The sequence below is a fragment of the Pseudoxanthomonas suwonensis 11-1 genome (assembly GCF_000185965.1).
In the GTDB taxonomy this organism is placed as follows: domain Bacteria; phylum Pseudomonadota; class Gammaproteobacteria; order Xanthomonadales; family Xanthomonadaceae; genus Pseudoxanthomonas; species Pseudoxanthomonas suwonensis_A.
In genome coordinates this window covers 1,055,351-1,080,100 of sequence record NC_014924.1, presented here as the reverse complement: position 1 = coordinate 1,080,100, position 24,750 = coordinate 1,055,351, and the positions used below count along the sequence as shown (strand labels likewise).

General features: G+C 72.9%; 20 protein-coding genes. 15 read left to right on the top strand and 5 right to left on the bottom strand.

What is annotated here, in order from left to right; translation table 11 throughout:
- Positions 1–22: 22 nt before the first annotated feature.
- The 5 genes from PSESU_RS04775 to PSESU_RS04755 form a co-directional block, all read right to left on the bottom strand.
- Complete coding sequence (locus PSESU_RS04775) at positions 23–1,633, bottom strand: M28 family metallopeptidase (RefSeq protein WP_013534637.1); 1,611 nt, start codon at positions 1,631–1,633, stop codon at positions 23–25.
- A gap of 243 nt (positions 1,634–1,876) precedes the next feature.
- Positions 1,877–4,960: an efflux RND transporter permease subunit gene (locus tag PSESU_RS04770; protein ID WP_013534636.1), complete on the bottom strand. Its 3,084-nt coding sequence runs from the start codon at positions 4,958–4,960 to the stop codon at positions 1,877–1,879.
- Positions 4,957–6,045, bottom strand: a complete 1,089-nt coding sequence (locus tag PSESU_RS04765) for an efflux RND transporter periplasmic adaptor subunit (protein WP_013534635.1) — start codon at positions 6,043–6,045, stop codon at positions 4,957–4,959. Before PSESU_RS04765 ends, PSESU_RS04770 begins: the two co-directional genes overlap by 4 nt.
- Before the next feature lie 128 nt (positions 6,046–6,173).
- Positions 6,174–6,815, bottom strand: coding sequence for a TetR/AcrR family transcriptional regulator C-terminal domain-containing protein (locus PSESU_RS04760; RefSeq protein ID WP_013534634.1), 642 nt, complete (start codon positions 6,813–6,815; stop codon positions 6,174–6,176).
- Between the two features lie 98 nt (positions 6,816–6,913).
- A complete protein-coding gene (locus tag PSESU_RS04755; RefSeq protein ID WP_041763851.1) occupies positions 6,914–7,765 on the bottom strand; it encodes a 2OG-Fe(II) oxygenase in 852 nt (283 codons plus the stop codon).
- Between the two features lie 248 nt (positions 7,766–8,013).
- Between PSESU_RS04755 and PSESU_RS04750 the strand changes: the two genes are divergently transcribed.
- From PSESU_RS04750 to PSESU_RS04680, 15 genes are all read left to right on the top strand, one after another.
- A complete protein-coding gene (locus PSESU_RS04750; protein WP_013534632.1) occupies positions 8,014–9,477 on the top strand; it encodes a hypothetical protein in 1,464 nt (487 codons plus the stop codon).
- Between the two features lie 100 nt (positions 9,478–9,577).
- The gene (locus PSESU_RS04745; protein ID WP_013534631.1) at positions 9,578–12,193 is read left to right on the top strand and encodes a TonB-dependent receptor domain-containing protein; all 2,616 of its coding nucleotides are present in this window, start codon (positions 9,578–9,580) and stop codon (positions 12,191–12,193) included.
- 180 nt (positions 12,194–12,373) lie between these two features.
- Positions 12,374–13,174, top strand: coding sequence for a type II secretion system protein N (locus PSESU_RS04740; RefSeq protein ID WP_041764483.1), 801 nt, complete (start codon positions 12,374–12,376; stop codon positions 13,172–13,174).
- Positions 13,171–15,306 (top strand): type II secretion system secretin GspD, encoded by a 2,136-nt coding sequence (gene gspD, locus PSESU_RS04735; RefSeq protein WP_013534629.1) that lies wholly within the window; start codon positions 13,171–13,173, stop codon positions 15,304–15,306. The genes PSESU_RS04740 and gspD overlap by 4 nt, the downstream gene beginning before the upstream one ends.
- Positions 15,306–16,853 (top strand): type II secretion system ATPase GspE, encoded by a 1,548-nt coding sequence (gspE, locus tag PSESU_RS04730; RefSeq protein WP_013534628.1) that lies wholly within the window; start codon positions 15,306–15,308, stop codon positions 16,851–16,853. The genes gspD and gspE overlap by 1 nt, the downstream gene beginning before the upstream one ends.
- Entirely contained in the window at positions 16,840–18,039 is a 1,200-nt protein-coding gene (gene gspF / locus PSESU_RS04725; RefSeq protein ID WP_013534627.1) for a type II secretion system inner membrane protein GspF, read from the top strand. The genes gspE and gspF overlap by 14 nt, the downstream gene beginning before the upstream one ends.
- A gap of 8 nt (positions 18,040–18,047) precedes the next feature.
- Positions 18,048–18,524, top strand: coding sequence for a type II secretion system major pseudopilin GspG (gene gspG, locus PSESU_RS04720; RefSeq protein WP_013534626.1), 477 nt, complete (start codon positions 18,048–18,050; stop codon positions 18,522–18,524).
- A complete protein-coding gene (locus PSESU_RS04715) occupies positions 18,521–18,979 on the top strand; it encodes a GspH/FimT family pseudopilin (RefSeq protein ID WP_013534625.1) in 459 nt (152 codons plus the stop codon). The genes gspG and PSESU_RS04715 overlap by 4 nt, the downstream gene beginning before the upstream one ends.
- Positions 18,963–19,334 (top strand): type II secretion system minor pseudopilin GspI, encoded by a 372-nt coding sequence (gene gspI / locus PSESU_RS04710; protein WP_013534624.1) that lies wholly within the window; start codon positions 18,963–18,965, stop codon positions 19,332–19,334. Before PSESU_RS04715 ends, gspI begins: the two co-directional genes overlap by 17 nt.
- Positions 19,335–19,345: 11 nt before the next feature.
- On the top strand, positions 19,346–19,957 hold the full coding sequence (gene gspJ, locus PSESU_RS04705) for a type II secretion system minor pseudopilin GspJ (protein ID WP_013534623.1): 612 nt from the start codon (positions 19,346–19,348) through the stop codon (positions 19,955–19,957).
- Positions 19,954–20,919 (top strand): type II secretion system minor pseudopilin GspK, encoded by a 966-nt coding sequence (gene gspK / locus PSESU_RS04700; protein WP_013534622.1) that lies wholly within the window; start codon positions 19,954–19,956, stop codon positions 20,917–20,919. The genes gspJ and gspK overlap by 4 nt, the downstream gene beginning before the upstream one ends.
- On the top strand, positions 20,916–22,037 hold the full coding sequence (gene gspL / locus PSESU_RS04695; protein WP_013534621.1) for a type II secretion system protein GspL: 1,122 nt from the start codon (positions 20,916–20,918) through the stop codon (positions 22,035–22,037). The genes gspK and gspL overlap by 4 nt, the downstream gene beginning before the upstream one ends.
- Positions 22,034–22,588: a type II secretion system protein GspM gene (gspM, locus tag PSESU_RS04690; protein WP_013534620.1), complete on the top strand. Its 555-nt coding sequence runs from the start codon at positions 22,034–22,036 to the stop codon at positions 22,586–22,588. The genes gspL and gspM overlap by 4 nt, the downstream gene beginning before the upstream one ends.
- Positions 22,585–23,283, top strand: coding sequence for a type II secretion system protein N (gspN, locus tag PSESU_RS15635; protein ID WP_013534619.1), 699 nt, complete (start codon positions 22,585–22,587; stop codon positions 23,281–23,283). The genes gspM and gspN overlap by 4 nt, the downstream gene beginning before the upstream one ends.
- 179 nt (positions 23,284–23,462) lie before the next feature.
- The gene (locus tag PSESU_RS04680; protein WP_013534618.1) at positions 23,463–24,689 is read left to right on the top strand and encodes an OprO/OprP family phosphate-selective porin; all 1,227 of its coding nucleotides are present in this window, start codon (positions 23,463–23,465) and stop codon (positions 24,687–24,689) included.
- The last annotated feature ends 61 nt before the right edge of the window (positions 24,690–24,750 follow it).

Here is a 24,750-nt window from a genome sequence, read left to right as displayed (position 1 = left end):
GCCGGCATCCATCAACGACCGCCTACTCGTCGCGGTCGCGGAACGGCTTGCGCGGGAAGCGCTGTTCGCGGTTGGCCGCATGCCAGGCGAACGAGGCGATGATCGCCGCGGCCTGCTTGAGGTCTTCCGGCACCACGTGGTCGTAGGTATCCAGGTGGGTGTGGTGGACGCGGCTCATGTAGTCGGCCGGGTCCTGCACGAACTGGAAGCCCGGCAGGCCGACGCGGTCGAAGGCGATGTGGTCGGTGCTGCCGGTGTTGCGGGTGGAGACGATCTCCGCGCCGAGGTCGTGGAACGGCTCCAGCCAGGCCTTGAACACCGGCACGGCGGCGTGGTTCTCCTGGGCGTAGATGCCACGGATGCGGCCGGTGCCGTTGTCGAAGTTGAAGTAGGTCGAGAACCGCTCGTAGCCGCGCTGGCGCTGCAGCGGGCCGGTGCCGCGCTGGAACGCGCGCGGCAGCGCCTTCTGCTCGGGATCGGTCGGTTCCGGCCAGTCGGCCAGGTACCTGGCGACGTAGTTGGAGGAGCCGTGCAGGCCCTGCTCCTCGCCGCCCCACAGCGCCAGGCGGATGGTGCGCCTGGGCTTGGCGCCGATCGCCTTGAGGATGCGCATGGCCTCCATCATCACCACCACGCCGGCGCCGTTGTCGCTGGCGCCGGTGCCGGTGTGCCAGGAATCCAGGTGCGCGCCGATGATCACGACCTCGTCGGCCTTGCCCGCCCCGGGCAGGTCGGCGAACACGTTGGCCGCCGGCAGGTCCTCCTCGCTGGTGAAACCCGCATCGACGTCCAGGCGCAGGCGCACGTCCTGCTTGCGCTCGACCGCGCGCACCAGCTGGTTGTAGTGCTCGGCGGCCAGCACCAGCTCGGTGACGCCCGTCGGCTCGCCGGCCTTGCGCGAAGCCGCGCCGGTCACGCGCAGGATGCCGTTGTCCCAGGAGCTGATCGACAGCGCGGCCAGCGCGCCCTCCTCCTGGAGGAAGGTGTTGAGCTCGCGCGAGAAGGCCTGGCGCTTGCGGTACTCGGCCAGGCGCTTCTCCTGGGCGTCGTCGCCGGCCTCGGCCGGGACCGGGAAGGTCTGCAGCTCGCCCAGGCTCTCCCCGGTATGGCGGCGGAAATCCGGGCGGTCGGCCGGCTTGTAGGCGCGCGCGTCGTCGAGCAGGACGATCTTCCCGCGCAGCGTGCCCTTGTGCTTCCCGAGGTCCTCGCTGGTCTTGAGCGCGACCTTGACCACCTCACCCTCGACCGCGCCGCGGGTACCTGGCGTCCACGCCTTGGGCGCGGCATGGATCGGCATTTCGCGCGGCGCGAGCATCTCCACGCGCGAGGAACGGTATTCCCAGCCGCGGCCGAACGCCGGGTCGAACACTTCCTCGCGGACGTTGGCCAGGCCGTAGCCCTGCAGCTTGCCGCGCGCCCAGGCGGTGGAGCGCACGTAGGCCGGCGAGGCGGTCAGGCGCGGCCCGACGGTCTCGGTCAGTTCCTTGAGGTTGGCGGCCACCTGCGACCGCGCGAACGCTTCCTGGCGGATCTTCGCGACCATGTCCAGGTCGACCCGCTCTTCCGCTGCCGCCGCGGCGCCTGCCGCCAGCCACAGTCCCGCCAACACCACCCCACGCAAGACGCCTGCCACCCGATGATTCCCCTGTGAGAAAAGCGGATCCCACTGCCGGCCGTGCGGCAGATGGAAACGATCACGGACAATGCCGCCGGCTTCCCGCATGCGCGGGAACTGCGCGGCGACCCCGTCCCAATCCTAAGCGCTGGCGCACCCGCGGTGCGCGCGACTTTCGACGCATCCATGCGACGGGACGCGCGATGCGTGACGCCGTCCGCATCCCCGGCCACGCCGGCCGGGGATGCACGCGGCCCGACCTCAGTCCGTCGCGCTGGCCCCGCGCGCCGGATGGCTGGAGCGGTGGCGGAAGCGCCGCGCGAACCACTCGCCAAGGTCGTCCAGCACCGTGTACGCGGCCGGGATCACGATCAGGCTCAGCAGGGTCGAGGTGATCAGGCCGCCGATCACCGCGATCGCCATCGGCGCGCGGAAGCTGGAATCGCCGGACAGGCCCAGCGCGATCGGCATCATGCCCGCGCCCATCGCCAGGGTGGTCATGATGATCGGGCGTGCACGCTTGCGGCAGGCGTCGACCAGGGCGTCATGCTGGCTCATGCCCTGCTCGTCCTCGGCGATCACCGCGTAGTCCACCAGCAGGATCGAGTTCTTGGTGGCGATGCCGATCAGCATCAGCAGGCCGATCAGCGCCGGCAGCGACAGCATGTTCTGGGTCAGCAGCAGCGCACCGAAGGCACCACCGGCGCACAGCGGTACCGCCACCAGGATGGTCAGCGGCATCAGCGCGTGGTTGAACAGCAGCAGCAGCACCATGTAGATGCAGACGATGCCGGCCACCATCGCCAGCAGGAAGCCGACGAACAGTTCCACGAACACCTCGGCGTCGCCGGCGTTGAGGAACTCCACGCCCGGCGGCAGGTTGCGCACGCTGGGTAGGCCCTGCACCGCCTCCATCACCTCGCCCAGCGGGCGCCCGCTCAGTTCAGCCGTCAGGGTGATGTTGCGCTGGCGCTGGTAGCGCGAGATCTGCGAGGGACCGCTGCCCATGCGGATGTCGGCCACCGCCGCCAGCGGCACCGGGCCGTTGCGCCCACCCACCCGCAGCTGGCCGATCAGGGCCGGGTTGTCCAGCACCGACTCGGCGAAGCCGACCCGGATCGGGATCTGCCGGTCCGGCAGGTTGAGCTTGGCCATGCGCTGCACGTAGTCGCCGGCCGTGGCGATGCGCGCGGCCTCGGCGATGTCGGCGGTGGACACGCCCAGGTCGGCGGCGCGCGCCGGGTCGGGGACGATCTGGATCTCCGGCCGCAGCAGCGAGGCCGAGGAGGTCACGCTGCCCAGGCCGTGGATGCCGCGCAGGTCTCGTTCCAGTGCCAGCGCCGCCTCGTTGAGCTGGCGCGGATCGTCGCCGGAGAGCACCAGCTGCATGACGTTGCCCGGCTCGGAGCTGATGTAGCTCACCCGCACGCCCGGCAGTTCCGACAGGCGCCGGCGCACCTCGCGCTCCAGCGTGGTCTGGTCGCGGTCGCGCTCGTCGGCCAGGCCCCAGTCCAGCACCAGGGTGGCCTTGCGCGCCTCGCCCACGCCGGTGGCACCGGGATCGCCGAGGTCGAGCACGCTGCCGACCGTGGTGTAGACCTGCTTGAGCTCCGGCATGTCGGAGAGCATGGCGCGGGCGCGCTCGGCCACGTCCAGCGTCTGCTCCAGGCGCGTGCCCGGCGGCAGCTCCAGGCTGAGGTTGCTGCGGCCCAGGTCCGAGGTCGGGATGAAGGTGGTCGGGATCAGCGGCACCAGCGCCAGCGAGGCCACGAACAGGCCGGTGGCGATCCAAAGGGTGCGGGCACGATGGCGCAGGGCCTTGTCCACCCAGCCCAGGTACCAGCGCATCAGCCGCGACTCGCGCTCCTGGTGGTCGTGCGGCTTGAGCAGGTAGGCGGCCATCATCGGCGTCAGCAGGCGCGCCACCAGCAACGAGAACAACACCGCGGTGGCCGCAGTCCAGCCGAACTCGCGGAAGAACTTGCCGGCGATGCCGGGCATGAACGCCACCGGCACGAACACCGCGGCCAGGGTCAGCGAGGTGGCGATCACCGCGTTGCCGATCTCGCCGGCGGCCTCGCGCGCCGCCTCCAGCGGGCTCTTGCCCATGCGCAGGTGGCGGACGATGTTCTCGATCTCCACGATCGCGTCGTCCACCAGGATGCCGACCACCACGGCCAGCGCCAGCAGGGTGATCATGTTGAGGCTGAAGCCCAGCCAGTACATCACCGCGAAGGTCGGGATGATCGACAGCGGAAGCGCCACCGCCGACACCCAGGTCGCGCGCATGTCGCGCAGGAACAGCCACACCACCAGCAGGGCCAGCAGCGCGCCCTCCCACAGCATCGTCATCGACGATGCGTAGGAACGGTGGGTCTCGTCGATGGCGGTGGTGACCAGGCGGAAGTCGATGCCCGGATGCACCGCCTTGAGCTGCTCCAGGGCCTCGTGCACGCCGGCCTCGACCTCGACCTCGCTGGAGCCGCGGGTGCGCGACATCGAGAACGCCACCACCGGCGCGCCGTCCAGCAGCGCCGCTTCGGCCGGATCCGCGGCCGCATCGCGGACCCGAGCCAGTGCCGACAGCCGCACCGCGCGTCCGTCCGGCAGGCTGATGCTGTAGTCCTCCAGCGCGCGCGCGTCGGCCACGGTGCCGATGGTGCGGATCACCTGCTCGCTGCCGGACTGCAGCGCCCGGCCGCCGGCACGCTCGACCTGGATCCGCGCCAGCTGCGCGGAGACATCGCCGGCAGTGACGCCGAAGGCCTGCAGCGCGTCCGGATCCAGGTCCACGCGCACCTGGCGGTCGACGCCGCCGACGCGGGTGACCTCGGCCACGCCGGGCACGCCGTACATGGCGCGGGTGACCTCGCGGTCGACGAACCAGCTGGCCTCGTCCGCGCTCATCCGCGGCGCGACCAGGGCGTAGGTCATCAGCGAGCCGCCGATGTCGACCTTGGAGATCACCGGCTCCTGGATGTCCTGCGGCAGGTCGGTGCGGATCCGGGTGACCGCGTCGCGGGTGTCGTCGAGCGCGGTGGCCAGGTCGGTTTCCAGCTGGAACTCGATCGAGGTGGTGCTCACGCCCTCGTTGACCGATGACATGATCCGCTTGATGTTGGGGATGGTGGCGACCGAATCCTCGACCCGGCGGGTGACCTCGGCCTCCAGCTGCGAGGGCGCGGCGCCGGGCTGCATCACCGTGACCGTCACCATCGGGAAGGCGATGTCGGGGAAGCGTGCCACCGGCAGCTTGTGGAAGCCCCACAAGCCGGCCACGCACAGCACGAAGAACACCATCACCGCCGGCAGCGGGCGGCCGATGGCCCAGGCGGAAATATTCATGGCGCGTCCGCCTCCGCCGCCGCGACCACGCGCACGCGGTCGCCTTCGCCAAGGAAACCGGCGCCCTTGACCACGACCTGCTGCCCGGGCTCCAGTCCTTCGACGATCTCGATGCGGCCGCCCTCGGACATGCCGGTGGCAACGCGCAGGCGCTGCACCGCGTTGTCCTCGCCCAGCACGAACACGTAGCTGTGGCCATCGCGCTGGACCACCGCCTCGCTGGGCAGCATCAGCGCCTGGCCACGGCCGGTGGTGATCCGGCCTTCCAGGTACACGCCGGCCTTCAGTGGGCCAGGCTCGGGCAGGTCGGCGTAGAGCGTGCCGGTACGCGCCTGCGCATCCACGCCGGGGCTGACCGCACGCACCACGCCGGTGACGGTGCCGCCCTGGTAGTCGAGTTCGACCGGATTGCCGACCTCGACCAGGGCCAGCTGCTGCTCGGGCAGCTCGGCGCGCCATTCCAGGCGGCCGTCGCGGATCAGGCGCAGCAGCTCGGTACCGGCCGCGACCACCTGGCCCGGCTGCACCAGCCGCCTGGAGACGATGCCGTCGGACGGCGCACGCAGTTCGGCATAGTCGCGGCGCAGCTGCGCGGCGTCGCGGCCGGCGCGCGCGGTGGCGACCTGGGCCTCGGCCTGCAGCCGCGCCGCGCGCAGCTCGTCGAGCTGGGCGGCACTGACCAGCTGCTGCGCGGCGAGGACATCGGCGCGCCGGTAGTTGGCCTGGGCCAGCGCCAGCGAGGCCTCGGCCTGCTGCAGCGAGGCGCGGGCCTGGGCCAGGTCGCTGTCCAGGCTGCGGTGGTCCAGGGTCAGCAGCACCTGGCCGGCGCGCACCTGCTGGCCGACATCGACGTTGAGCGCGGTCACGCGCAGGCCGTTGAGCTCGACGCCCAGCTGCATCTCTTCGTAGGCCGCCACTGGCCCGGACACGCGCACGCTGCGCGCCACCTGCTGCAGCCGGGGCGCGGCCACGGTGACCGCGGGCGGCTGCGCGCCCTCCTCGGCCTCTTCCTTGCCGCCGCAGGCGGCCAACAACGACAGCGACGCCATCGCCAGCAACGGCCAGCGCAGGATGCTTGCTTGCATGTGGACTCCGGTCACGATTGGAGGCGGTCCCTGGGCGGGGCGCCATTGGCCTGGGGAGAAGTGCGGTCAGCCGCGGCAGGTGCGCACCGGCTGCGGGTCGGGCGGGCGCCATGGGGCGCGGCAGGTGGTCATGGCGCGCGCTCCGCCTCGCGCGCCAGGCGCTGGCCGATGCCGTCCAGCAGCAGTTCCAGGCCCTGCGCGAAGCGATCATCGAAGTCCCGCTCCAGCAGCGTGTCGCGCGCCTGCCAGAGCGCAGGATGGCCCGCGCGCACGGCTGCGAGGAAGGCGTTGCCGAGCGCGTCGAGTTCTGCGGGATCGGCCGGCAGGGCCTGCTCCTCGATCACGAAACCGAGCACGTAGTACATGACGTGCAGGCTGGCGCTGGCGGCCAGGGCCGGGTCGGCGCCGGCACGGGCGAACGCACTGGTCATCGCCTCGGCGGTGCGCAGCACGTTGGGGCTGACAGCGTAGGTGCCGGCATACACGCGCGCGCCATCACGCCGGGATTTGAACGCCTGGCGCAGTTCCCGGCCGATCCGGTGCAGGGTCTGCCGCCACGGGCTGGCCGGTGGAATGTTGCGGGCCACGTCGGCCAGCAGCGCATCGGCCATCGCGTCCAGCAAGGCGCGCTTGCCGCTGAAGTGCCAGTACAGCGACGGCGCCCGCACGCCCAGCCCACTGGCCAGCTTGCGCAGGGTCATCCCGTCCAGCCCCTCCTCGTCCAGCAGGCGGAACGCGGTTTCGATGATCTGTTCGCGCTGGATGGCCACCGGGCGTCGCCTTGCCTAACATCGTTAGGCAAGCACACTAACAGCGTTAGGAGGTTAGGGCAAGCGCCTGAACGGCGCGCACCACAGCGCGGGCAAGCTCAGCCATGGGGACCTTCCCGCAGCCACTTGGTGGCGATCCACTTCTCGCCCTCGGTCACGGGCGCGCCGCCGTGCAGGGTACGGGTCATCGGGTGCGGCCGGTCGTAGCTGAAGAACACCGCGTTGCCCTTCACCGCCGCCACCTCCAGGTGCGCGTCCGGGAAGGTGGTCGCGCCGCCGCGGGCCGGGGTGTTGAGGTACATCACCACGGTCGCGACCCGCTGCCCGCCCTGCCGCAGCAGCACTTCGGCGCCGGGCTCGTCCGGGTCGAAGTAGTCGTAATGCGGCCGGAACTCGGCACCGGGCGGGTAATGCAGCACCTGCAGTCCCTCGCCGTTCTCCACCGGCCATTCCAGCAGCCGGGCGATGCGCGCCTCGATGGTGGCGCAGACCGGGTGGGCGCCACGCTCGAAGAAGGTGCCGCGGCTGGTGCGGTCGGCGTGCACCTGGCTGCCGCCGGTCTGCGCGTCCACCGTGGTCGAGCGCCGCAGGCGCGGGCGCGACAGCTCCACCAGCGCATCGCACTCCTCGTCCGAGAGCAGGCCGCCCAGCACCACCACCCGCGGCAGCATCAGGCTGGCCAGCAGCTGCACCTGGCGGTCGCCGGCATCGAGCAGCGCCGGGCCGTTGAGCCCGATCGGCGCGGGCACGCGGCAGGGGAGCGGCAGGCCGCTGCGGCGCGCGTCCTCCTCCAGGTGGCGCGACACCGCGGCCTGCACCGCGTCGATCGCGTCCTGCTCCTCCCAGCCGTCCTCCAGCAGGGGCCGGAGCACGGTTTCGGGATCCTGGCCGGTCATCGCCTGCTGCACGATCCAGCGTTGCTGTTCGTCCGAGAGCCGTCTCGCATTCATGCGCGCATTCTGCCGCACGCCACCGGCCCGGCCGCAAGTCCCGCGCGCACCGCACGTGTCCCGGGACCGACACGCCACTGAAACAATCCGCGGCGACCATCCCGGTCGGCGGCGATCACCGCCGAAGGGGCGCTCATTGCCGCATGCGGCTGCGTGACAGGCGTAACCACGCTGTCACCCCTGTTCGTGGGGAGCCTCCCATGCCTTCGCCCCGGACCACCCGTCCAACGACCCGGAGACCGCGCAACATGTCCGTCCGCACCAATGCAAAAGCCCTCCTGATGACCTTCGGTGCCGCCTTGGCGCTGTCCGCCTGCGGCAGTGGTGCCGACGACGTGGTCTCCCCCGGCGTGCCCGCCGCGCCGCCGCCGCCGGCCCCGGCTCCGGCCCCCGCGCCGGCCCCGACCCCGACCCCGGGCGACCAGGCCGCCGCGAGCTGCCCGGACGGCACCGTCAGCCAGGGCACCATCGCCAACAACACCCTGCGCGCCTGCCGCCTGCCCTCGACCATCCTCGGCGACCTGATCCTCAAGCAGGTCGACGGCGTGGCCTACCAGATCCAGGGCCAGGTCAACGTCGGCGAGGACCAGCTCGGCGACAGCGCCGTCAACGATCCGGCCAAGCGCGGCCGCCTGTACATCGAGCCGGGCGTGACCCTGTTCGGCGAGAGCGGCCCGGACGTGCTGCTGGTGCAGCGCGGTTCGCAGATCCACGCGCTGGGCACCCGCGAAGCGCCGATCGTGTTCACCTCGCGCGCCGACCTTGAAGGCAACGGCGCCAAGTTCGACTGGGCCGGCGTGGTGCTGATGGGCCGCGCGCCGATCAACAACTGCATCGGCTCGGCCACCCCGGGCTCGGCCAACTGCCAGGGCGCGGTGGAAGGCACCAGCAACGCCTTCGGCGGCGGCAACAACCCGGCCGACAGCAGCGGCGAGCTGAGCTACGTGCAGGTGCGCTACTCCGGCTACGTGCTGGGCGCCGGCAACGAGCTGCAGTCGCTGACCCTGGTCGGCGTCGGCAGCGGCACCAGGATCAGCCACTTCCAGTCGCACTACAGCGGCGACGACGGCATCGAGATCTTCGGCGGCACCGTCAACCTCAGCCACATCGTCATCACCGAGGCCGACGACGACTCGCTGGATACCGACTGGGGCTGGAACGGCGGCATCCAGCACGGCCTGGTCGTGCGCAAGACCCCGTCGGTCAAGGGCGTCAGCGACTCCGGCTCGATCTTCGAGTGGTCCGCGGTCGACCGCACCCCGACCTCGACCCCGAAGGTCTCCAACTTCACCGTCTACACCACCGACCCGAGCCTGGATTCGCTGGTCAAGGTGAACCAGGGCACCCAGGCGCACGTGTGGAACAGCGTGCTGGTGACCGCGCCGGCCTCGGCCAACCAGAAGCAGGCTGACGTGTGCTTCGACGTCTCCGGCACCGGCACCACCATCGAGCTGCTGGCCAACCACTTCAGCTGCGACAAGCGCGACAAGAACGCCACCACCACCACCTACGTCGACGCCGCCGACAAGACCGGCACCGTGTTCGCCGCCTCCACCCTGGGCGCGGACTACGTCAACGGCGCCAACGAGGCGGCGGTGACCCCGGTCGCGGTCAATGCCAAGCACGGCTTCTTCCAGGACGTGGACTACATCGGTGCGGCCAAGGACGCCAACGGCGCCTGGTGGACCGGCTGGACCGTCGGCCTCGACTGAGCCCGGCGACACGCCAGCAAGGAGGACGTGGCGGCCTCGTGCCGCCGCGTCCGTTTGAACCAGAACATCGAGCCTGCCCGGTGCAGCCAAGGTCCATGCCATGACGTCTCCGAACACCCGATCCCTCCCCCTGCGCCACGGCCTGTTCCTGGCCGTCGGCGCGGCGCTCGCGCAACCGGCCCTGGCCGAGGACGCGGCGGTCACGACCCAGCTCGACGCGGTCACCGTGCAGGGCGAATACATCCCCGAGCCAATGGCGCAGACGGCCGAGGTGGCCAGCTTCGTCAGCCGCGAGGACCTGCAGCGCACCGGCGACGGCGACGCGGCCCAGGCGCTGGCGCGGGTCAGCGGCCTGAGCGTGGTCGGCAAGAAGTACGTGTACGTGCGCGGCCTGGGCGAGCGCTACTCCAGCGCCCTGCTCAACGGCTCGCCCCTGCCCTCGCCCGAGCCGATGCAGCGCGTGGTGCCGCTGGACCTGTTCCCGGCCGAGGCGCTGCAGGGCGTCACCGTGCAGAAGACCTATTCGGTGCGCTACCCCGGCGAGTTCGGCGGCGGCGTGATCGACCTGCAGGGCCTGATGGTGCCGGAAGAGCCGTTCCTGAAGCTCGACGTCGGCATCGGCGGCAACAGCGTCACCACCGGCGAGGCCGGCCTGACCCACAACGGCGGCGGCGACCGCGACTGGTGGGGCTATGACGACGGCGTGCGCGACCTGCCGTCCGAGGTGATCCGCAGCGGCCAGGCGGTGACCCGTGCCAACCTCGGCACCGCCGCGATCCGCCAGCTCGGCGCGCGGCTCAACAACCCCAACCTGTACGTCCTGCAGCAGAAGGACAGCATCGACCCGGACTTCAGCTTCGGCGCCAGCGGCGGCACCGCGTTCGAGCTCGGCGACGGCCTGAAGCTGGGCGTGGTCGGCGTGGCCAGCTTCGACAACGAATGGCGCACCCGCACCGGCGAGCAGCAGAACGGCGTGTTCACCGCCGACGGCGCCGACCTGTACGAGGACTACGCCTTCGCCACCACCCGCAACAACGCGCGGGTCAACGGCCTGTTCGGCCTCGGCCTGCAGGGCGAGCGCCACAGCCTGGCCTGGTCCACCCTGTACGTGCACGACACGGTCAAGGAGACCAAGTCGCGCGCCGGCTACAACTTCAACGTCGGCGGCGACATCCGCGAGGACGGCACCCTGTGGCTGGAGCGCGAGCTGGTCAACCACCAGGTGTCCGGCAAGAGCAGCTTCGGCGAGTTCGACGACCTGGTCGTGGAATGGCGCCTGGCCTCCTCCGAGGCGCGCCGCAACACCCCGTACGAGAGCAGCTTCCGCTACGGCAGCGTCAACGGCACCTGGCTGCACGGCCCGGGCAACAACTGGCTGCGCTTCGGCGCGGTCGAGGACGAGGTCGCCAGCGGCGGCGTCGACTTCACCTGGAGCCTGCCGTTCGAGCGCGACCTGAACCTGGGCTTCGGCGTGGCCTACTCCGACAACGACCGCGAGGCGGTGCAGCGCACCTTCCGCTTCGACGCCGGCGGCGCCTCGCTGCCGCAGTTCAACCAGTACCAGCGCATCGACTACCTGCTGTCGGACTACAACTTCCTCAACGACATCGTCGTCCTCAACGAGATCACCGCCAACAACAACGGCGAGTCGGCCTACACCGGCAAGCTGTTGACCACGGCGGCCTACGTGCAGCTGGAAGGCGAGCTGGCGCCGCTGTGGCGGGCCAGCGTCGGCGTGCGCTACGAGGACGCCACCCAGTCGGTGACCCCGCGCGACATCTTCAGCGGCGAGGCCATCGGCGGCATCTACGCGGCCCCGCCGCTGGAGAACGACTACCTGCTGCCGGCGGCGACCATCACCTGGAACTTCGCCGACAACCAGCAGCTGCGCCTGGGCGCGTCCAAGACCATCGCCCGCCCGCAGTTCCGCGAGCTGGCCCCGCAGCAGTACACCGACCCGGACAACGACCGCCTGTTCTTCGGCAACCCGTTCCTGGTGGACAGCGAGCTGATGAACCTGGACCTGCGCTACGAGTGGTTCTTCGGTGCCGGCGAGTACTTCACCGCGGGCCTGTTCCACAAGCGCATCGACAACCCGGTCGAGGCGGTGATCGGCGACTTCGGCGGCAACCAGCTGTTCCAGGGCTTCCTCAACGCCCCGGAAGCGACCCTGCACGGCGTGGAGCTGGAGTTCAAGAAGTACTTCGACCCGGAGGCCGCGTGGCTGCAGGGCGGCCGCCTGTACTTCGCCACCAACTACACCTGGTCGCGCTCGGAGGTGAACGCCGGCGAGAACGACACGGTGATCCCGCCGGGCTTCAACGGCGCCCCGCAGGCGGCACGCAGCTTCGTCCGCGACGGCAGCCGGATGCAGGGCCAGAGCGAGCACATCGGCAACGTGCAGTTCGGCGTGGAGAACGAGGACGTCGACCTGCAGGCCACCCTGGTGGCCAACTACGTGAGCGAGCGGATCAGCGTGCGCGGCCGCGCCGGCCAGCCGGACTACATCGAGGAGCCGGGCACCACCCTGGACCTGGTGGTGCGCAAGGGCCTGGACTTCGGCTACCGCCACTTCAAGCCCTCGGTCCGGTTCAGCGCGCGCAACCTGCTGGACACCCGGCACGAGGAGTACCAGGAGGTCGGCGGCTCGCGGATCGACCTGTACAGCTACGAGCCCGGCATCAGCTACGACCTGAGCCTGACCGTGGAGTTCTGAGGCGTCCACGCGGCAGCGACACGCGCGGAGGCCCGGCATTGCCGGGCCTTCGCCGTTTGCGCGCGCCGGCGAATGCGAAAGCTGGATGACAGCGGGACGAAAACACCGGGTGCGCCGCAACAGGACGGTCACATTTCTGACTCATCCTGTCACCAGCCCGCCTTCGTGCCCGTGTCCGCCGTGCGATTGCCCTCCCTGCCCTTCGACCGCGATGTACTCCGGCATGCGCCGGCCGTGCTGGAGGGCATCCTCGTGCTGCTGCTCGCGGTCCAGGCGGCGCGGCTGGCCTGGATGCTGTTCACGCCGGTGGGGCCGCTGGGCCCGGTGCCGGCCGGGGTCGATCCGGCCTCGGTGCCGCCGCTGGCCGGCCTCGATCCGTTCCGCGCCGGTGCCGGCGCCGAGGCCTCGACCCCGTCGGGGGTCGAGGGCTGGCGCCTGTTCGGGCTGCGCACCGGCAGCGACGGCGGCGCGGCCATCCTCGGCAGGGAAGGCGGGCCGCAGCGCGCCTACCGTCCCGGCGAGGAACTGGCGCCCGGCCTGGTGCTCGAACAGGTGGCTTCCGGCCACGTGGCCCTACGCGACGGCGGCATCGCGCGCCGCATCGACCTGCCGCAGGCGGGCACCCTGCCCCGCCGCGCACCGGCCACCCCGGCCACCCTTCCCGGCACCGCGCCCGCAGCGGCCAGCACCGCGGCCGACGTCGATCCGGCCCGGCTGCTGGGCCAGTCCGGCCTGCGCCACACCGGCCAGGGCGACGGCAGCGCCGGCTACACGGTGATGCCACAGGCCGATGGCAGCCTGCTGCGCCAGGCCGGCCTGCGCCCGGGCGACGTGCTGCTGCGGGTCAACGGCCAGCCGCTGGCGCCGGGCACCTTCGCCGAAGTGGCCGCAGAACTCCAACGCAATCCCCGGGCGAAGATCGATTTCCGTCGCGACGGCCGGGACCACAGCATCACCCTAGGGAGCGGCACGCCTCCATGAGTCCCCGAAACACGCACCGGCGCCGGTCCGGCCTGGTGCTGCTGGCCGCCGCGGCCCTGGCCGTCCTCGTCGTTCCCGCCCTCCCGGCCTCCGCCGCCGGCGAGGCGCCGGCGATGCGGATGCAGAACGTCGAGCTGCCGGCCTTCATCCAGGACGTGGCCCGCGCCACCGGCACCACCTTCATCGTCGACCCGCGCGTGCAGGGCACCGTGGACATCAGCCGCGACCAGGCGATGTCCGACGAGGACCTGCTCGGCGTGCTGATGACGGTGCTGCGCGCCAACGGGCTGATCGCGGTGCCGGCCGGGCGCGCGACCTACCGCGTGGTGCCGGACGACAGCGCCGCGCAGCAGCCCGGCTCGCCGCTGGGCTTCGCCACCACCGTGGTGCCGCTGCAGCGCATCGACGCGCGCGCCGCCGCCGAGACGCTCAAGCCGCTGGTCGGCCGCGGCGGCGTGGTCGTGGCCCTGCCGCACGGCAACCAGCTGCTGCTCGCCGACTACGTCGACAACCTGCGCCGCATCCGCGGCCTGGTGTCGCAGATCGACACCGACACCGCCAGCATCGACACGGTGAGCCTGCGCAACACCTCCGCGCGCGAGCTGGCCGCCACCCTCACCGAGCTGTACGGCGGCGGCGAGGCGCGCAGCGGCGCACCGCTGACGGTGATGCCGGTGGAAAGCAGCAACTCGCTGGTGCTGCGCGGCAACCCGGGCCTGGTGCAGCGCGCGGCGCGCACCGCGATGGACCTGGACGCACGCGCCGAACGCAGCGGCGACGTGGCGGTGATCCGGCTCAAGCACGCCAGCGCCGAACAGCTGCTGCCGGTGCTGCAGCAGCTCATCGGGCAGGTGCCGGACGCGCTGCCGGGCGTGGACGGCAGCGCCGGCCAGGCCGGCGGGACCGCCGGCGCCACCGCGATCCAGGCCGCCACCGGCACCGCCGCGACGGCCAGCGACGTGCAGGTGATCACCCCGGCCGGCGGCAAGCGCCCGGTGATCGTCCGCTACCCGGGCGCCAACTCGCTCATCATCCACGCCGACCCGGATACCCAGCGCACGCTGCAGGAGGTCATCCGCCAGCTGGACGTGCGCCGCGAGCAGGTGCTGGTCGAGGCGCTGGTGGTGGAGATCTCCGACGACGCGGCCCGCAAGCTGGGCACCCAGCTGCTGCTGGCCGGCAAGGACGGAACCGTGCCGGCCGGCATGACCCAGTTCGGCAACGCCGGGCCGGGGATGGCGGCGCTGGCCGGCGGCGTGCTGGCCAGCCGCGGGCGCGGCGGCGACGACGATGACGACGGCGCGGCCGACGCGATCCGCGAGGCGGCCGCGCAGTCGCTGCTGGGCCTCAGCGGCGGCCTGCTCGGCATCGGCGGGCAGAGCAAGGACCGGCTGTTCGGCATCATCATCAACGCGGTGCGCAGCGATGCGCGCTCCAACGTGCTGTCCACCCCCTCGATCCTCACCCTGGACAACGAGGAAGCGCACATCCTGGTCGGCGAGGAAGTGCCGGTGACCACCGGCGAGGTGCTCAGCAACAACAACAACAACCCGTTCCGCACGATCGACCGCCAGGACGTGGGCGTGCGCCTGACGGTGCGGCCGCAGATCAACAGCGGCGGCGGCATCACCCTGGCGATCCGCCAGGAGGTCTCGTCGGTGTCCGGCACGGTCAGCCGCAGCAGCGACGAGCTGGTGCTCAACAAGCGCGAGATCGAGACCAACGTGGTGGTCGACGACGGCGCCATGATCGCCCTGGGCGGCCTGCTCGACCACACCAGCAGCGACCGCCGCGACAAGGTGCCGCTGCTGGGCGACATCCCGGTGCTGGGCGCGCTGTTCCGCAGCACCTCGCGCAGCAGCACCCGCACCAACCTGATGGTGTTCCTGCGCCCGACCGTGATCCGCGACGGGGCCGACGCCCAGCGCCAGGCCGCGGCCCGCTACGGCTACCTGCGCGACAGCGGCCTGCGCGGCGACCCGGCCGCCGTCGCCGAACTGGACGCGCTGGTGCGCGACTACCTGCGCACCAGCCCGCCGGCCATGCCCGCCGCCCAGGCCGCGCCGCCACCGGCCGCGCCGCCACCGGCCGCGCAGCTGGCGCCGGAGGCGGACGCGGGCACCGCGCGCTGATGGCCACGCCCGTGCCACCGCTGGCCTACGCCTTCGCCCGGCGCCATGGCGTCCTGCTGCTGGGCGAGGACGCGGACGGCCCGCAGGTGGGCCTGCGCGAGGACGGCGACGCCCAGGCCCTGGCCGAGGTGCGGCGCGCCCTGGGCCGGCCGCTGCGGGTCCAGGTGCTGGAACGGGCGGCGTTCGACCGCCGGCTGTCGGAGGTCTATGCGGACGCGGGCCTGGGCGACGCCGCCCGGTCCGGCGGGCTGGAACTGCCCGGCACCCTGGATTCGCTACTGGAGGACATCCCCGCCACCGCCGACCTGCTGGACAGCCGCGGCGACGCGCCGGTGATCCGCCTGATCAACGGGCTGATCGCCGAGGCGGTGCGGCTCGGCGCCTCCGACGTGCACATCGAGTCGTTCGAATCGGCGCTGCGGGTGCGCTTCCGGGTCGACGGGGTGATGCGCGAGGCGCTGAACCTGCCGGCGCGGATCGCGCCGCTGCTGGTGTCGCGGGTCAAGGTGATGGCGCGGCTGGACATCGCCGAACGCCGCGTGCCGCAGGACGGGCGGGTGTCGCTGGCGATGGGCTCGCGCCAGCTGGACGTGCGCGTCTCCACCCTGCCCACCCGCGGCGGCGAGCGCGTGGTGCTGCGCATCCTGGACAAGGACCAGGGCGGGCTCTCGCTGCAGGAACTGGGCTTCTCGCCGCCGGCGCTGGCGGCGCTGCAGCGCGCCCTGCAGACGCCCAACGGCATCGTCCTGGTCACCGGGCCGACCGGCTCGGGCAAGACCACCACGCTGTACGCCGCGCTGGGGCTGCTCAACGACGGCCAGCGCAACATCCTCACCGTCGAGGACCCGGTCGAGTACGCGGTCGACGGCGTGGGCCAGACCCAGGTCAACGCCCGGGTCGGCATGAGCTTCGCCGCCGGCCTGCGCGCGATCCTGCGCCAGGACCCGGACGTGGTGATGGTCGGCGAGATCCGCGACGGCGAGACCGCGCAGATCGCGGTGCAGGCCTCGCTCACCGGCCACCTGGTGCTGTCCACCGTGCACACCAACGATGCCGCCGGCGCCATCACCCGGCTGCGGGACATCGGCATCGAACCGTTCCTGCTGGCCTCCAGCCTGCGCCTGGTGGTGGCGCAGCGCCTGCTGCGCCGGCTGTGCCCGCACTGCCGCCAGCCGCGCGCCGACGACGCGCTGGCCACGGCGCTGTTCGCCCACGCCCCGGCCGGCCCCCTGTACGAGGCGGTCGGCTGCGCCCGCTGCAACCACACCGGCTACGCCGGGCGCCTGGGCATCCACGAGGTGATCCCGGTGGACGCGACGATCCGCCGCCTGGTCGCCGGCGATGCCGGCGAGGATGCGATCGCCGCGGCCGCGTTCCCGCGCGGCGGGCGCCTGGCCGACGCGGCCCGCGACCTGGTCGCCCGCGGCCTGACCACGCTGGAGGAAGCGCTGCGCGTCACCCACCAGGACGCCGCGCCGGCGCCGGCGCCCGACGGCATGCCGGCCCCGTCCGCCGCCGCCCCGGAGCAGGACCATGCCGGCGTTTGAGTACTCGGCGCTGGACCTGGGCGGGCAGACCCGCAACGGCACCCTCACCGCCGCCAGCGCCGCCGAGGCGCGTGCCCTGCTGGAACGGCGCCGGCTGCTGCCGGTGAAACTGGAACCGGCGGCCGCCAGCACGCATGCGCCCGGGCGCGGCGGGCGTTTCGGCGGCAAAGACCTGGCCCTGTTCACCCGCCAGCTGTCCACCCTGGCCGCCAGCGCGCCGCTGGAGGAAGCGCTGCGCACCATCGCCAGCCAGAGCGACCGCCGCGGCGTGCGCCGGGTGGTCGGCGCGGTGCATGCGCAGCTGCTGGAAGGCTTCCGCCTGGCCGACGCGATGGGCAGCGCGGGCCGCTCCTTCCCGCCGCTGTACCGGGCGATGGTCGCCGCCGGCGAGAGTTCCGGCGCCCTGCCGCAGATCCTGGAGCGCCTGGCCGGGCTGCTGGAACGCCAGCAGCAGGTGCGCGGCAAGCTGGTCGCCGCGCTGGTCTACCCGGCCGCGCTGGCGGTGACCGCGGTGGCGGTGGTGATCGCGCTGATGACCTTCGTCGTGCCGCGGGTGGTGGAGCAGTTCGACTCGCTCGGCCGCGAACTGCCGTGGCTGACCCGCGCGGTGATCGGCATGTCGGAATTCAGCCGCGGCTGGGGCTGGCTGGTGCTGGGGGCGCTGGTGGCCGGGGCGCTGGTGCTGGCCCGGCTGCTGCGCCGCGAGGGCTTCCGCCTGCGCTTCGATGCCTGGCTGCTGCGCCTGCCGCTGCTGGGCCGCACCCTGCGCGACCTGCACGCCGCGCACATGGCCCGCACCCTGGCGATCATGCTCGGCAGCGGCCTGCCGCTGGTGGAAGGGCTGCGGATCACCGCGCGCACGGTGAACAACCGCGTGCTGCAGCAGGCCACCCGCACCATGGCCGATTCCATCCACGAGGGCGGCAGCCTGAGCGCGGCCATGCGGCACGCCGCGGTGTTCCCGCCGACCCTGCTCTACATGACCTCCAGCGGCGAGAACAGCGGCCACCTGGCGCCGATGCTGGAGCGCGCCGCCGATTACCTCGAACGCGAGTTCGACACCTTCGCCAACGCCGGCATGAGCCTGCTCGAGCCGGTGATCATCGTCGCCCTCGGCGGCGTGGTGGCGCTGATCGTGCTGTCGATCCTGCTGCCGATCCTGCAGTTCAACTCCATGGCCCTGTGAGCTTGCCCATGACCCCGATGCCCCTGCCGTCCCGTCCGCCCGCGCGCCTGCGCGCCCCCGCCCGCACCGCCGCAGCGCACGGCTTCACCCTGATCGAGCTGATGGTGGTGATCGTGATCATCGGCCTGCTGGCGACGGTGGTGGTGATCAACGTGATGCCCAGCCAGGACCGCGCCATGGCGGAGAAGGCGCGCGCCGACGTGGCGCTGCTGGAACAGGCGCTGGAGGCCTACCGCCTGGACAACCTGGTCTACCCGCGCAACGAGCAGGGCCTGCAGGCGCTGCTGCAGGCGCCGGCCGGGCTGCAGCGCCCGGAGCGCTACCGCAAGGGCGGCTACATCCGCCGCCTGCCGGCCGATCCGTGGGGCAACCCGTACCAGTACCGCATCCCCGGCCGCCGCGGCGCGTTCGACGTGTACTCGCTGGGCGCCGACGGCGTGGAAGGCGGCGAGGCGGAGGGTGCCGACATCGGCAACTGGCAGTGATCCGTTCCCCGTCCCCGGGCTTCACCCTGGTCGAACTGCTGGTGGTCGTGGCCCTGGTGGGCCTGGCCAGCGCCGCGGTGGTGCTGACCGTGCCCGGGGGCGAGGCCGTACTGCATCGCCAGGCCGACGAGTTCGGCCTGCGCCTGCGCCACGCCCGCGACGAGGCGATCCTCGGCGGGCGCATGGTCCAGGTTGGCGCGGACGCCGCCGGCTACCGCTTCAGCCGGCGCGATCTTGGCCACTGGCAGCCGCTGGAGGCCACGCCGTTCGCGCCGCGCGCCTGGCGCGACGGCGTGCAGGCGGTGCTGCCGCCGCGCCAGGCGCGGGTCGGCTTCCGCTTCGATCCCACCGGCGCGGCCGAGCCGCAACAGCTGCTGCTGGCCCGCGACGGCGCCCGGGTGCGGATCAGCGTCGACCCGTCCGGGCAGGTGCGCATCGATGGCCAGGCCGACTGAACGCCGCGGCGCGCGCGGCTTCTCGCTGATCGAACTGCTGGTGGCGCTGGCGGTGTTCGCGCTGGTCGTGGTCGGCCTGCTCAACCTGTCCGGCGAGAGCGTGCGCACGGCGGTGCACGTGGAGGAAAGCGTGCTGGCCGGGATCGTCGCCGCCAACGTCGCCGCCGAGGCGCAGCTGCTTGAGCCGGCGGCGCTGGCCGCGCCGCTGGAAGGCAGCGAGGCGCTCGGCGGCCGCGACTGGCACTGGCGCCGCACCGCGGTCGATGCCGGCAGCGACGGCATGGTGCGGGTGGATGTGGAAGTGCGGCGCCCGGGCGGCGACGGCGTGGCCGCCAGCGCGAGCGTGTTCCGGTGAGGCGCGCGCGCGTGCCCGCCCATGCCCGGCGCCGGGGTGGCTTCACCCTGGTCGAAGTGCTGGTCGCGCTGTCGGTGTTCGCCCTGCTGGCCACCGCCGCGGTCGGGGTGATGGCCTGGAGCGCCGACCAGCAGGGCGCGGTGCGCGCGCGGATGGAGCGGCTGGCCGAGCTGCAGCGCGCGCATGCGCTGTTGGAGGCGGACCTGTCGCAGGCCGCGCTGCGCCGGGTGCGCCGCGGCAACGGCGTGGCCGAAGCCAGCGCCTTCGTCGCCGCACCGCCCGGCGACCGCATCCGCCCGCTGCTCGGCTTCGTGCGCCACGGCTGGGAGAACCCGGACGCCGCGCCGCGCGCGTCGATGCAGTACGTCGAATACCGGCTGGTCGACGACCGCCTGGAGCGCAGCACCCGGCCGTGGCTGGACGGCGCCGCCAGCGGCCCGCCGCAGGTGGTGCTGGAGGGCGTGGAGTCGGTGCGCACGCATTTCCACGCCTACCGGCAGTGGAGCGACGGCTGGGGCGGCGGCCTGACCAGCCTGCCGCGCGCGGTGATGCTGGAGGTCCAGCTGCGCGACCTGGGCCGGGTGCGGCAGGTGTTCCTGCTGCCGGCGGAGGAACGCGGATGAGGCGCCGCCAGTCCGGGGCCGCGCTGCTGGTCGTGCTGCTGCTGGCGGCGGTGATGGCCGTGCTGGCGATGGCCATGCTCGACGACATCCGCTTCGGCCTGCGCAGCGCCGGCAATGCCCAGGCCATGCAGCAGGCCCGGCGCTACGCCCTGGGCACCGAGGCGCTGGCGCGGGCGCGGATCGGCGAGCTGGCGCGCGGGCGCAACGACCCGGCACGGTGGCAGGACCAGCCGCTGCTGTTCCCGATCGAGCACGGCCTGGTGCAGGCGCGCCTGCGCGACGCCAGCGCCTGCTTCAACCTCAACAGCGTGGTGGACGGCGCGCCCGGGCACTGGCAGCGCCACGAGCTGGGCATCCGCCAGTACGTGGCCCTGCTGCAGGCGCTGGATTTCCCCGCCGCGCAGGCCCAGGGGATGGCGGACGCGCTGGCGGACTGGATCGACAGCGACGACCAGCGCGCGCCGCTGGGCGCCGAGGACCGCAGCTATGCCGCGCGTGCCGACGGCTACCGCACCGGCGCGACCCTGCTGGCCGAGCCCAGCGAGTTGCGCGCGATCCGCGGCTACGACGCCGTCGCCTATGCACGCCTGCGCCCGCACGTGTGCGCGCTGCCGGTCGGCGGACCCTCGCCGGTCAACGTCAACGCGCTGGTCCCGGCGCAGGCGCCGGTGCTGTCCATGCTCACCCTCGGCGCGGTCACCCCGGGCCAGGCGCGGCGCATCCTCGCCGCACGCCCGGCCGGCGGGTGGGACGACGCCACCACCTTCTGGGCGCAGCCGGCGCTGGCCGCGGCCGCCGTGCCCAACGAGGTCTACGACCAGACCGGCCTGCGCAGCCAGTGGTTCGCCCTGGACAGCACGGTCGAATACGCCGGCGCCCAGATCCTCATGAACAGCCTCCTGCAGATGGACAACGCCGGACGCGTCCGCCTGTGGGCGCGCCGCTGGACCCACGAAGAATGAATCCACCCGCCACCACCCGCCTGATCCTGCTGCCGCGCGATCCCGCGCACCCCGCGACCTGCCTGGAGCTCGATCCGCGCGGCCGGATCCTCTCCCGCCGCCCGCTCGATCCCGCCCATCCGGCCCCCCTCGGGCCAGCCGCGCGCACCGTGGTCGCGGTGCCGGGCGAAGCGGTCCGCACGCTGTGGCTGGACCTGCCCGCGCACAACCCGGTGCAGGCGCTGGCCGCGGCGCGGATCCTGCTGCAGGAGCACGTGGCCGGCGACCTGGACGGCCTGCACATCGCCATCGGCCCGTCCGGCCAGGGCCCGCGGCTGCTGGCCGTGGCCGACGACGCGCAGGTGCACGCGTGGCGGCAGCGCGCGCAGGCCCTGGGCGTGGTGCCCGATGCGCTGGTACCGGTGCAGCTGCTCGCCGACGCGCCCGCCGACCGCCCGCTGCAGGTGCTCGAACACGACGGGCTGTGGCTGGTGCGCGGGCCGCAGCTGGCCCTGGCCGCCGAACCGGCCCTGGCGCAGCGGATCATCGGCACGCGCGGGATGCGCCAGGTCGAGGATGCGGCCGCGGTCGAGGCGCTGCTGGCGGCCGGCGCGGCCGCCGCCATCCCCGGCGGCATCGACCTGCTGCAGTACGCGCACGCCCGGCCGCGCGACCGCGCGGTTTCGTCGCGGCGCCGGCGCCTGGCCCTGCTGGCCGCGCTGTGCCTGCTGTCGCCGCTGCTGCTGCAGGGGGCCTCGGCGCTGCGCCACGCGCTCGGCGCGCACTGGCTGGAACGGCAGGCCGGGACGCTGGCGGCGGCACGGCTGCCGGAAGCCGCGCCCGGCACCGCGGTCGCCACCGTGCATGCGCGCCATCGCGAACTGTCCGCGCCGGGGCAGCTGGCGCTGCAGGTGGCCGCCCTGTCCGCGGCGCTGGAGCGCCTGCCACAGGCGCGCGTGGACAGCCTGGAGTACGCCGCCGGCGGCGGCCTGGCGGCCGGCCTGGTGCATGCCGGCGAGGCCGACCTGGAAGTGCTGCGCGAACCCCTGGCGGCGGCCGGCTTCGGCCTGTCCGCGCAACCGGGCGAGCCGGTCGACGGCGGCCTGCGCACCCTGGTTACCCTGGAGCCTGCCCGATGAGCACGCCTTCTTCCGCCGGCCGTTCCGCCGGGCATTCCCCGTCCGCTGCCACGCCCGCGTCGCCCGGCGCGGGCGCGGCGCTGCGCGCCTGGTGGCAGCAGCGCGAGCCGCGCGAGCGCGCGATGCTGGTGCTGATGTGCGCGGCGATCGCCGCGTTCGTGCTCTGGTACGGCGTGTTCTTGCCGCTGCGCCGCGCCGGCGAGGCCGCGCAGGCGCGGCATGTGCGCGCCGCCGCGGAACTGGCCCGGGTCCAGGCCGAAGTGGACCGGATCGCGCTGCTGCAGGCGCAGCTGCCGGCACGACCGGCCGATCCGGCCGCGCTGAAGCAGGCGGTGCTGGCCACGGCGGCGCAGGCGGGCCTGCGGATCGGCAATGCGCGCGAGGACGGCGGCGGCCTGGAGATCGAGAGCGAATCGGCCACGCCGGCGCAGCTGTTCGGCTGGCTGGACGCACTGCGCCGGGAACACGGCCTGGCGCCGGCCGCCCTCAGCGTGGCCCGCAACCAGCAGCGGCTGCGGGTGCAGGCGCGGTTCGTGCCGCCCTCGCCATGAGCGCGCGCCTGCGCTGGGGGCTGTTCGCGGCCGTCTTCGTGGGGGTCCTGCTGGCCGGGCTGCCGCTGCGGCTGGTCCTGGCCGCCACCGGAATGCCCGCACCACTGGCCGCGTCCGGCGCCAGCGGCACCCTCTGGAACGGCCAGCTGCACGGGGTCCACTGGGACCGCACCGCGCTGGGCAGCGTGTCACTGCGCCTGTCGCCATGGCACCTGGCCCTGGGCGAAGCGCGCCTGGCCGCCGCCGGGCCGCGCCTGGCGGCCACCGTCCTGCAGGGCCGGCGCACCGGGGTGGAACACGCGCGCGGCGACCTCGACCTCGCCCTCTCCGGCCTGCCCCTGCGCCTGTCCCTGGACAATGCCGCGGCGGTGTTCGACCGCGACCGCTGCATCGCGGCCGGCGGCGCGCTGGCGATCGAACTGGCCGGGCCGGGCAGCGCAGGCATGCCGGCACCGGTGCTGCACGCGCGCCCGCGTTGCGACGGCGGGCGCTGGCTGGCCGAGTTCAGCGCCGCGCCGGTGGACGGGATGCCGGCCATGCACGCCACCCTGCACCTGGACCGCCGCGGCCAGCTGGCGCTGCTGGCCCGGGTGGAGACCGCCGACCCGGCCCTGCGCCTGGCACTGGCCAGCCAGGGCTTCGAAACCTCCGGGGCGGGCATGTCACTGCGCGCGGAGGGCCGCCTGTGGCGCTGAGCGCGGCCCCCGGCCGCACATGGCGGAACGGTGACGAGGGGATGTCAACCGCAACAGGGATGACCTGAAAATGCCACCATCCAGCCATGCAGGATTCATAAAAGTGCCAGAAAGGTCACGGGACTGAAATATTCCGGTCCTAGGGTGGGCGGCGCCACCCCCGGCCCAGGACCCTTCCCATGCTCCCTGCCAAGACGCCCACGCTCTCCCGCCTGTCCCTGTCCCTGGCCCTGCTCCTCGCGGGCGCGGCCTCCGCCGCCCATGCCGAAGTCGCCATCGACGTGATCGGCGGCTCGGAGATCTCCTTCGAAGGCCTGGTCCAGGCCGACGGCAACTGGTTCGACAACGACCTCGCCGACCTCAACGGCGCCGGTGCCAACGGCTCGGACAGCGAATTCGAGCTGCGCCGCGCCGAGCTGGTGCTCAAGGGCAAGGGCCCGGGCAACATCGACTGGGTGGTCGGCTACGACGCCAAGGCCGACAAGTACCTGGACGTCAACGCCAGGTACAAGTTCGGCGGCAACGGCAACACCTTCCTGCAGCTGGGCCAGTTCAAGCAGCCCAACAGCCTGGAGGAGCTGTCCAGCACCAAGAACAACGACTTCATCTCCAAGGCCACGGTGACCAACACCTTCGCCACCGCCCGGCGCCTGGGTGCCGCGGCCGGCTACGGCGACGGCAACTGGAGCGTGACCGCCAGCGTGTTCGGCCGCGAGCTGACCCGCAACCTGGCCCACGGCAGCGGCCACGGCGTGCGCGCCACCTGGGCGCCGGTCAACGGCGAGGGCAACGTGGTCCACCTGGGCCTGAGCTACGTCGACAACGACACCGACACCCTGCGCCTGCGCGCGCGCCCCAACGCCGACCTCGCCACCCAGCGCCTGGTCGACACCGGCACCCTCGCCAACACCGACCGGCTGCGTACCGTGGGCCTGGAGGGCATGTGGATCAAGGGCCCGTTCAAGCTGCAGGGCGAGTACTACTCGGCCGACGTCAGCCGCTACGGCGAGGGCGTGGGCGATTTCGGCGGCGACGGCTGGTACCTGAGCGGCCTGTGGAACATCACCGGCGAGACCTGGGGCTACCGCTCCGGCGTGCCGACCACCGGCCTGCCGGACGCGCCGGCCAGCGGCAAGTGGCAGCTGGGCCTGCGCTACGACACCCTGGACCTGGACGACGGCCGCCTGCTGGCCGCCGCCGTGCCCGGCGGCGCGCCCCGGGTCGACGGCGTGCTCGGCGGCAAGCAGGACGCCTGGACCATCGGCGCCAACTGGTACTGGCGCTCGAACTTCAAGTTCGCGCTCAACTACGTGATGGTCGACAGCAGCCGCTACAGCGCCAGCGCCGGCACCGTGGTGGACGACAACCCGAACATCCTCGAGGCGCGCGCGCAGTTCCACTGGTAAGCGTCCCGCCCCGTCACCCTTCCGTCATCCGCCGGACACCCGGCCGTCATCCACCGGCGCT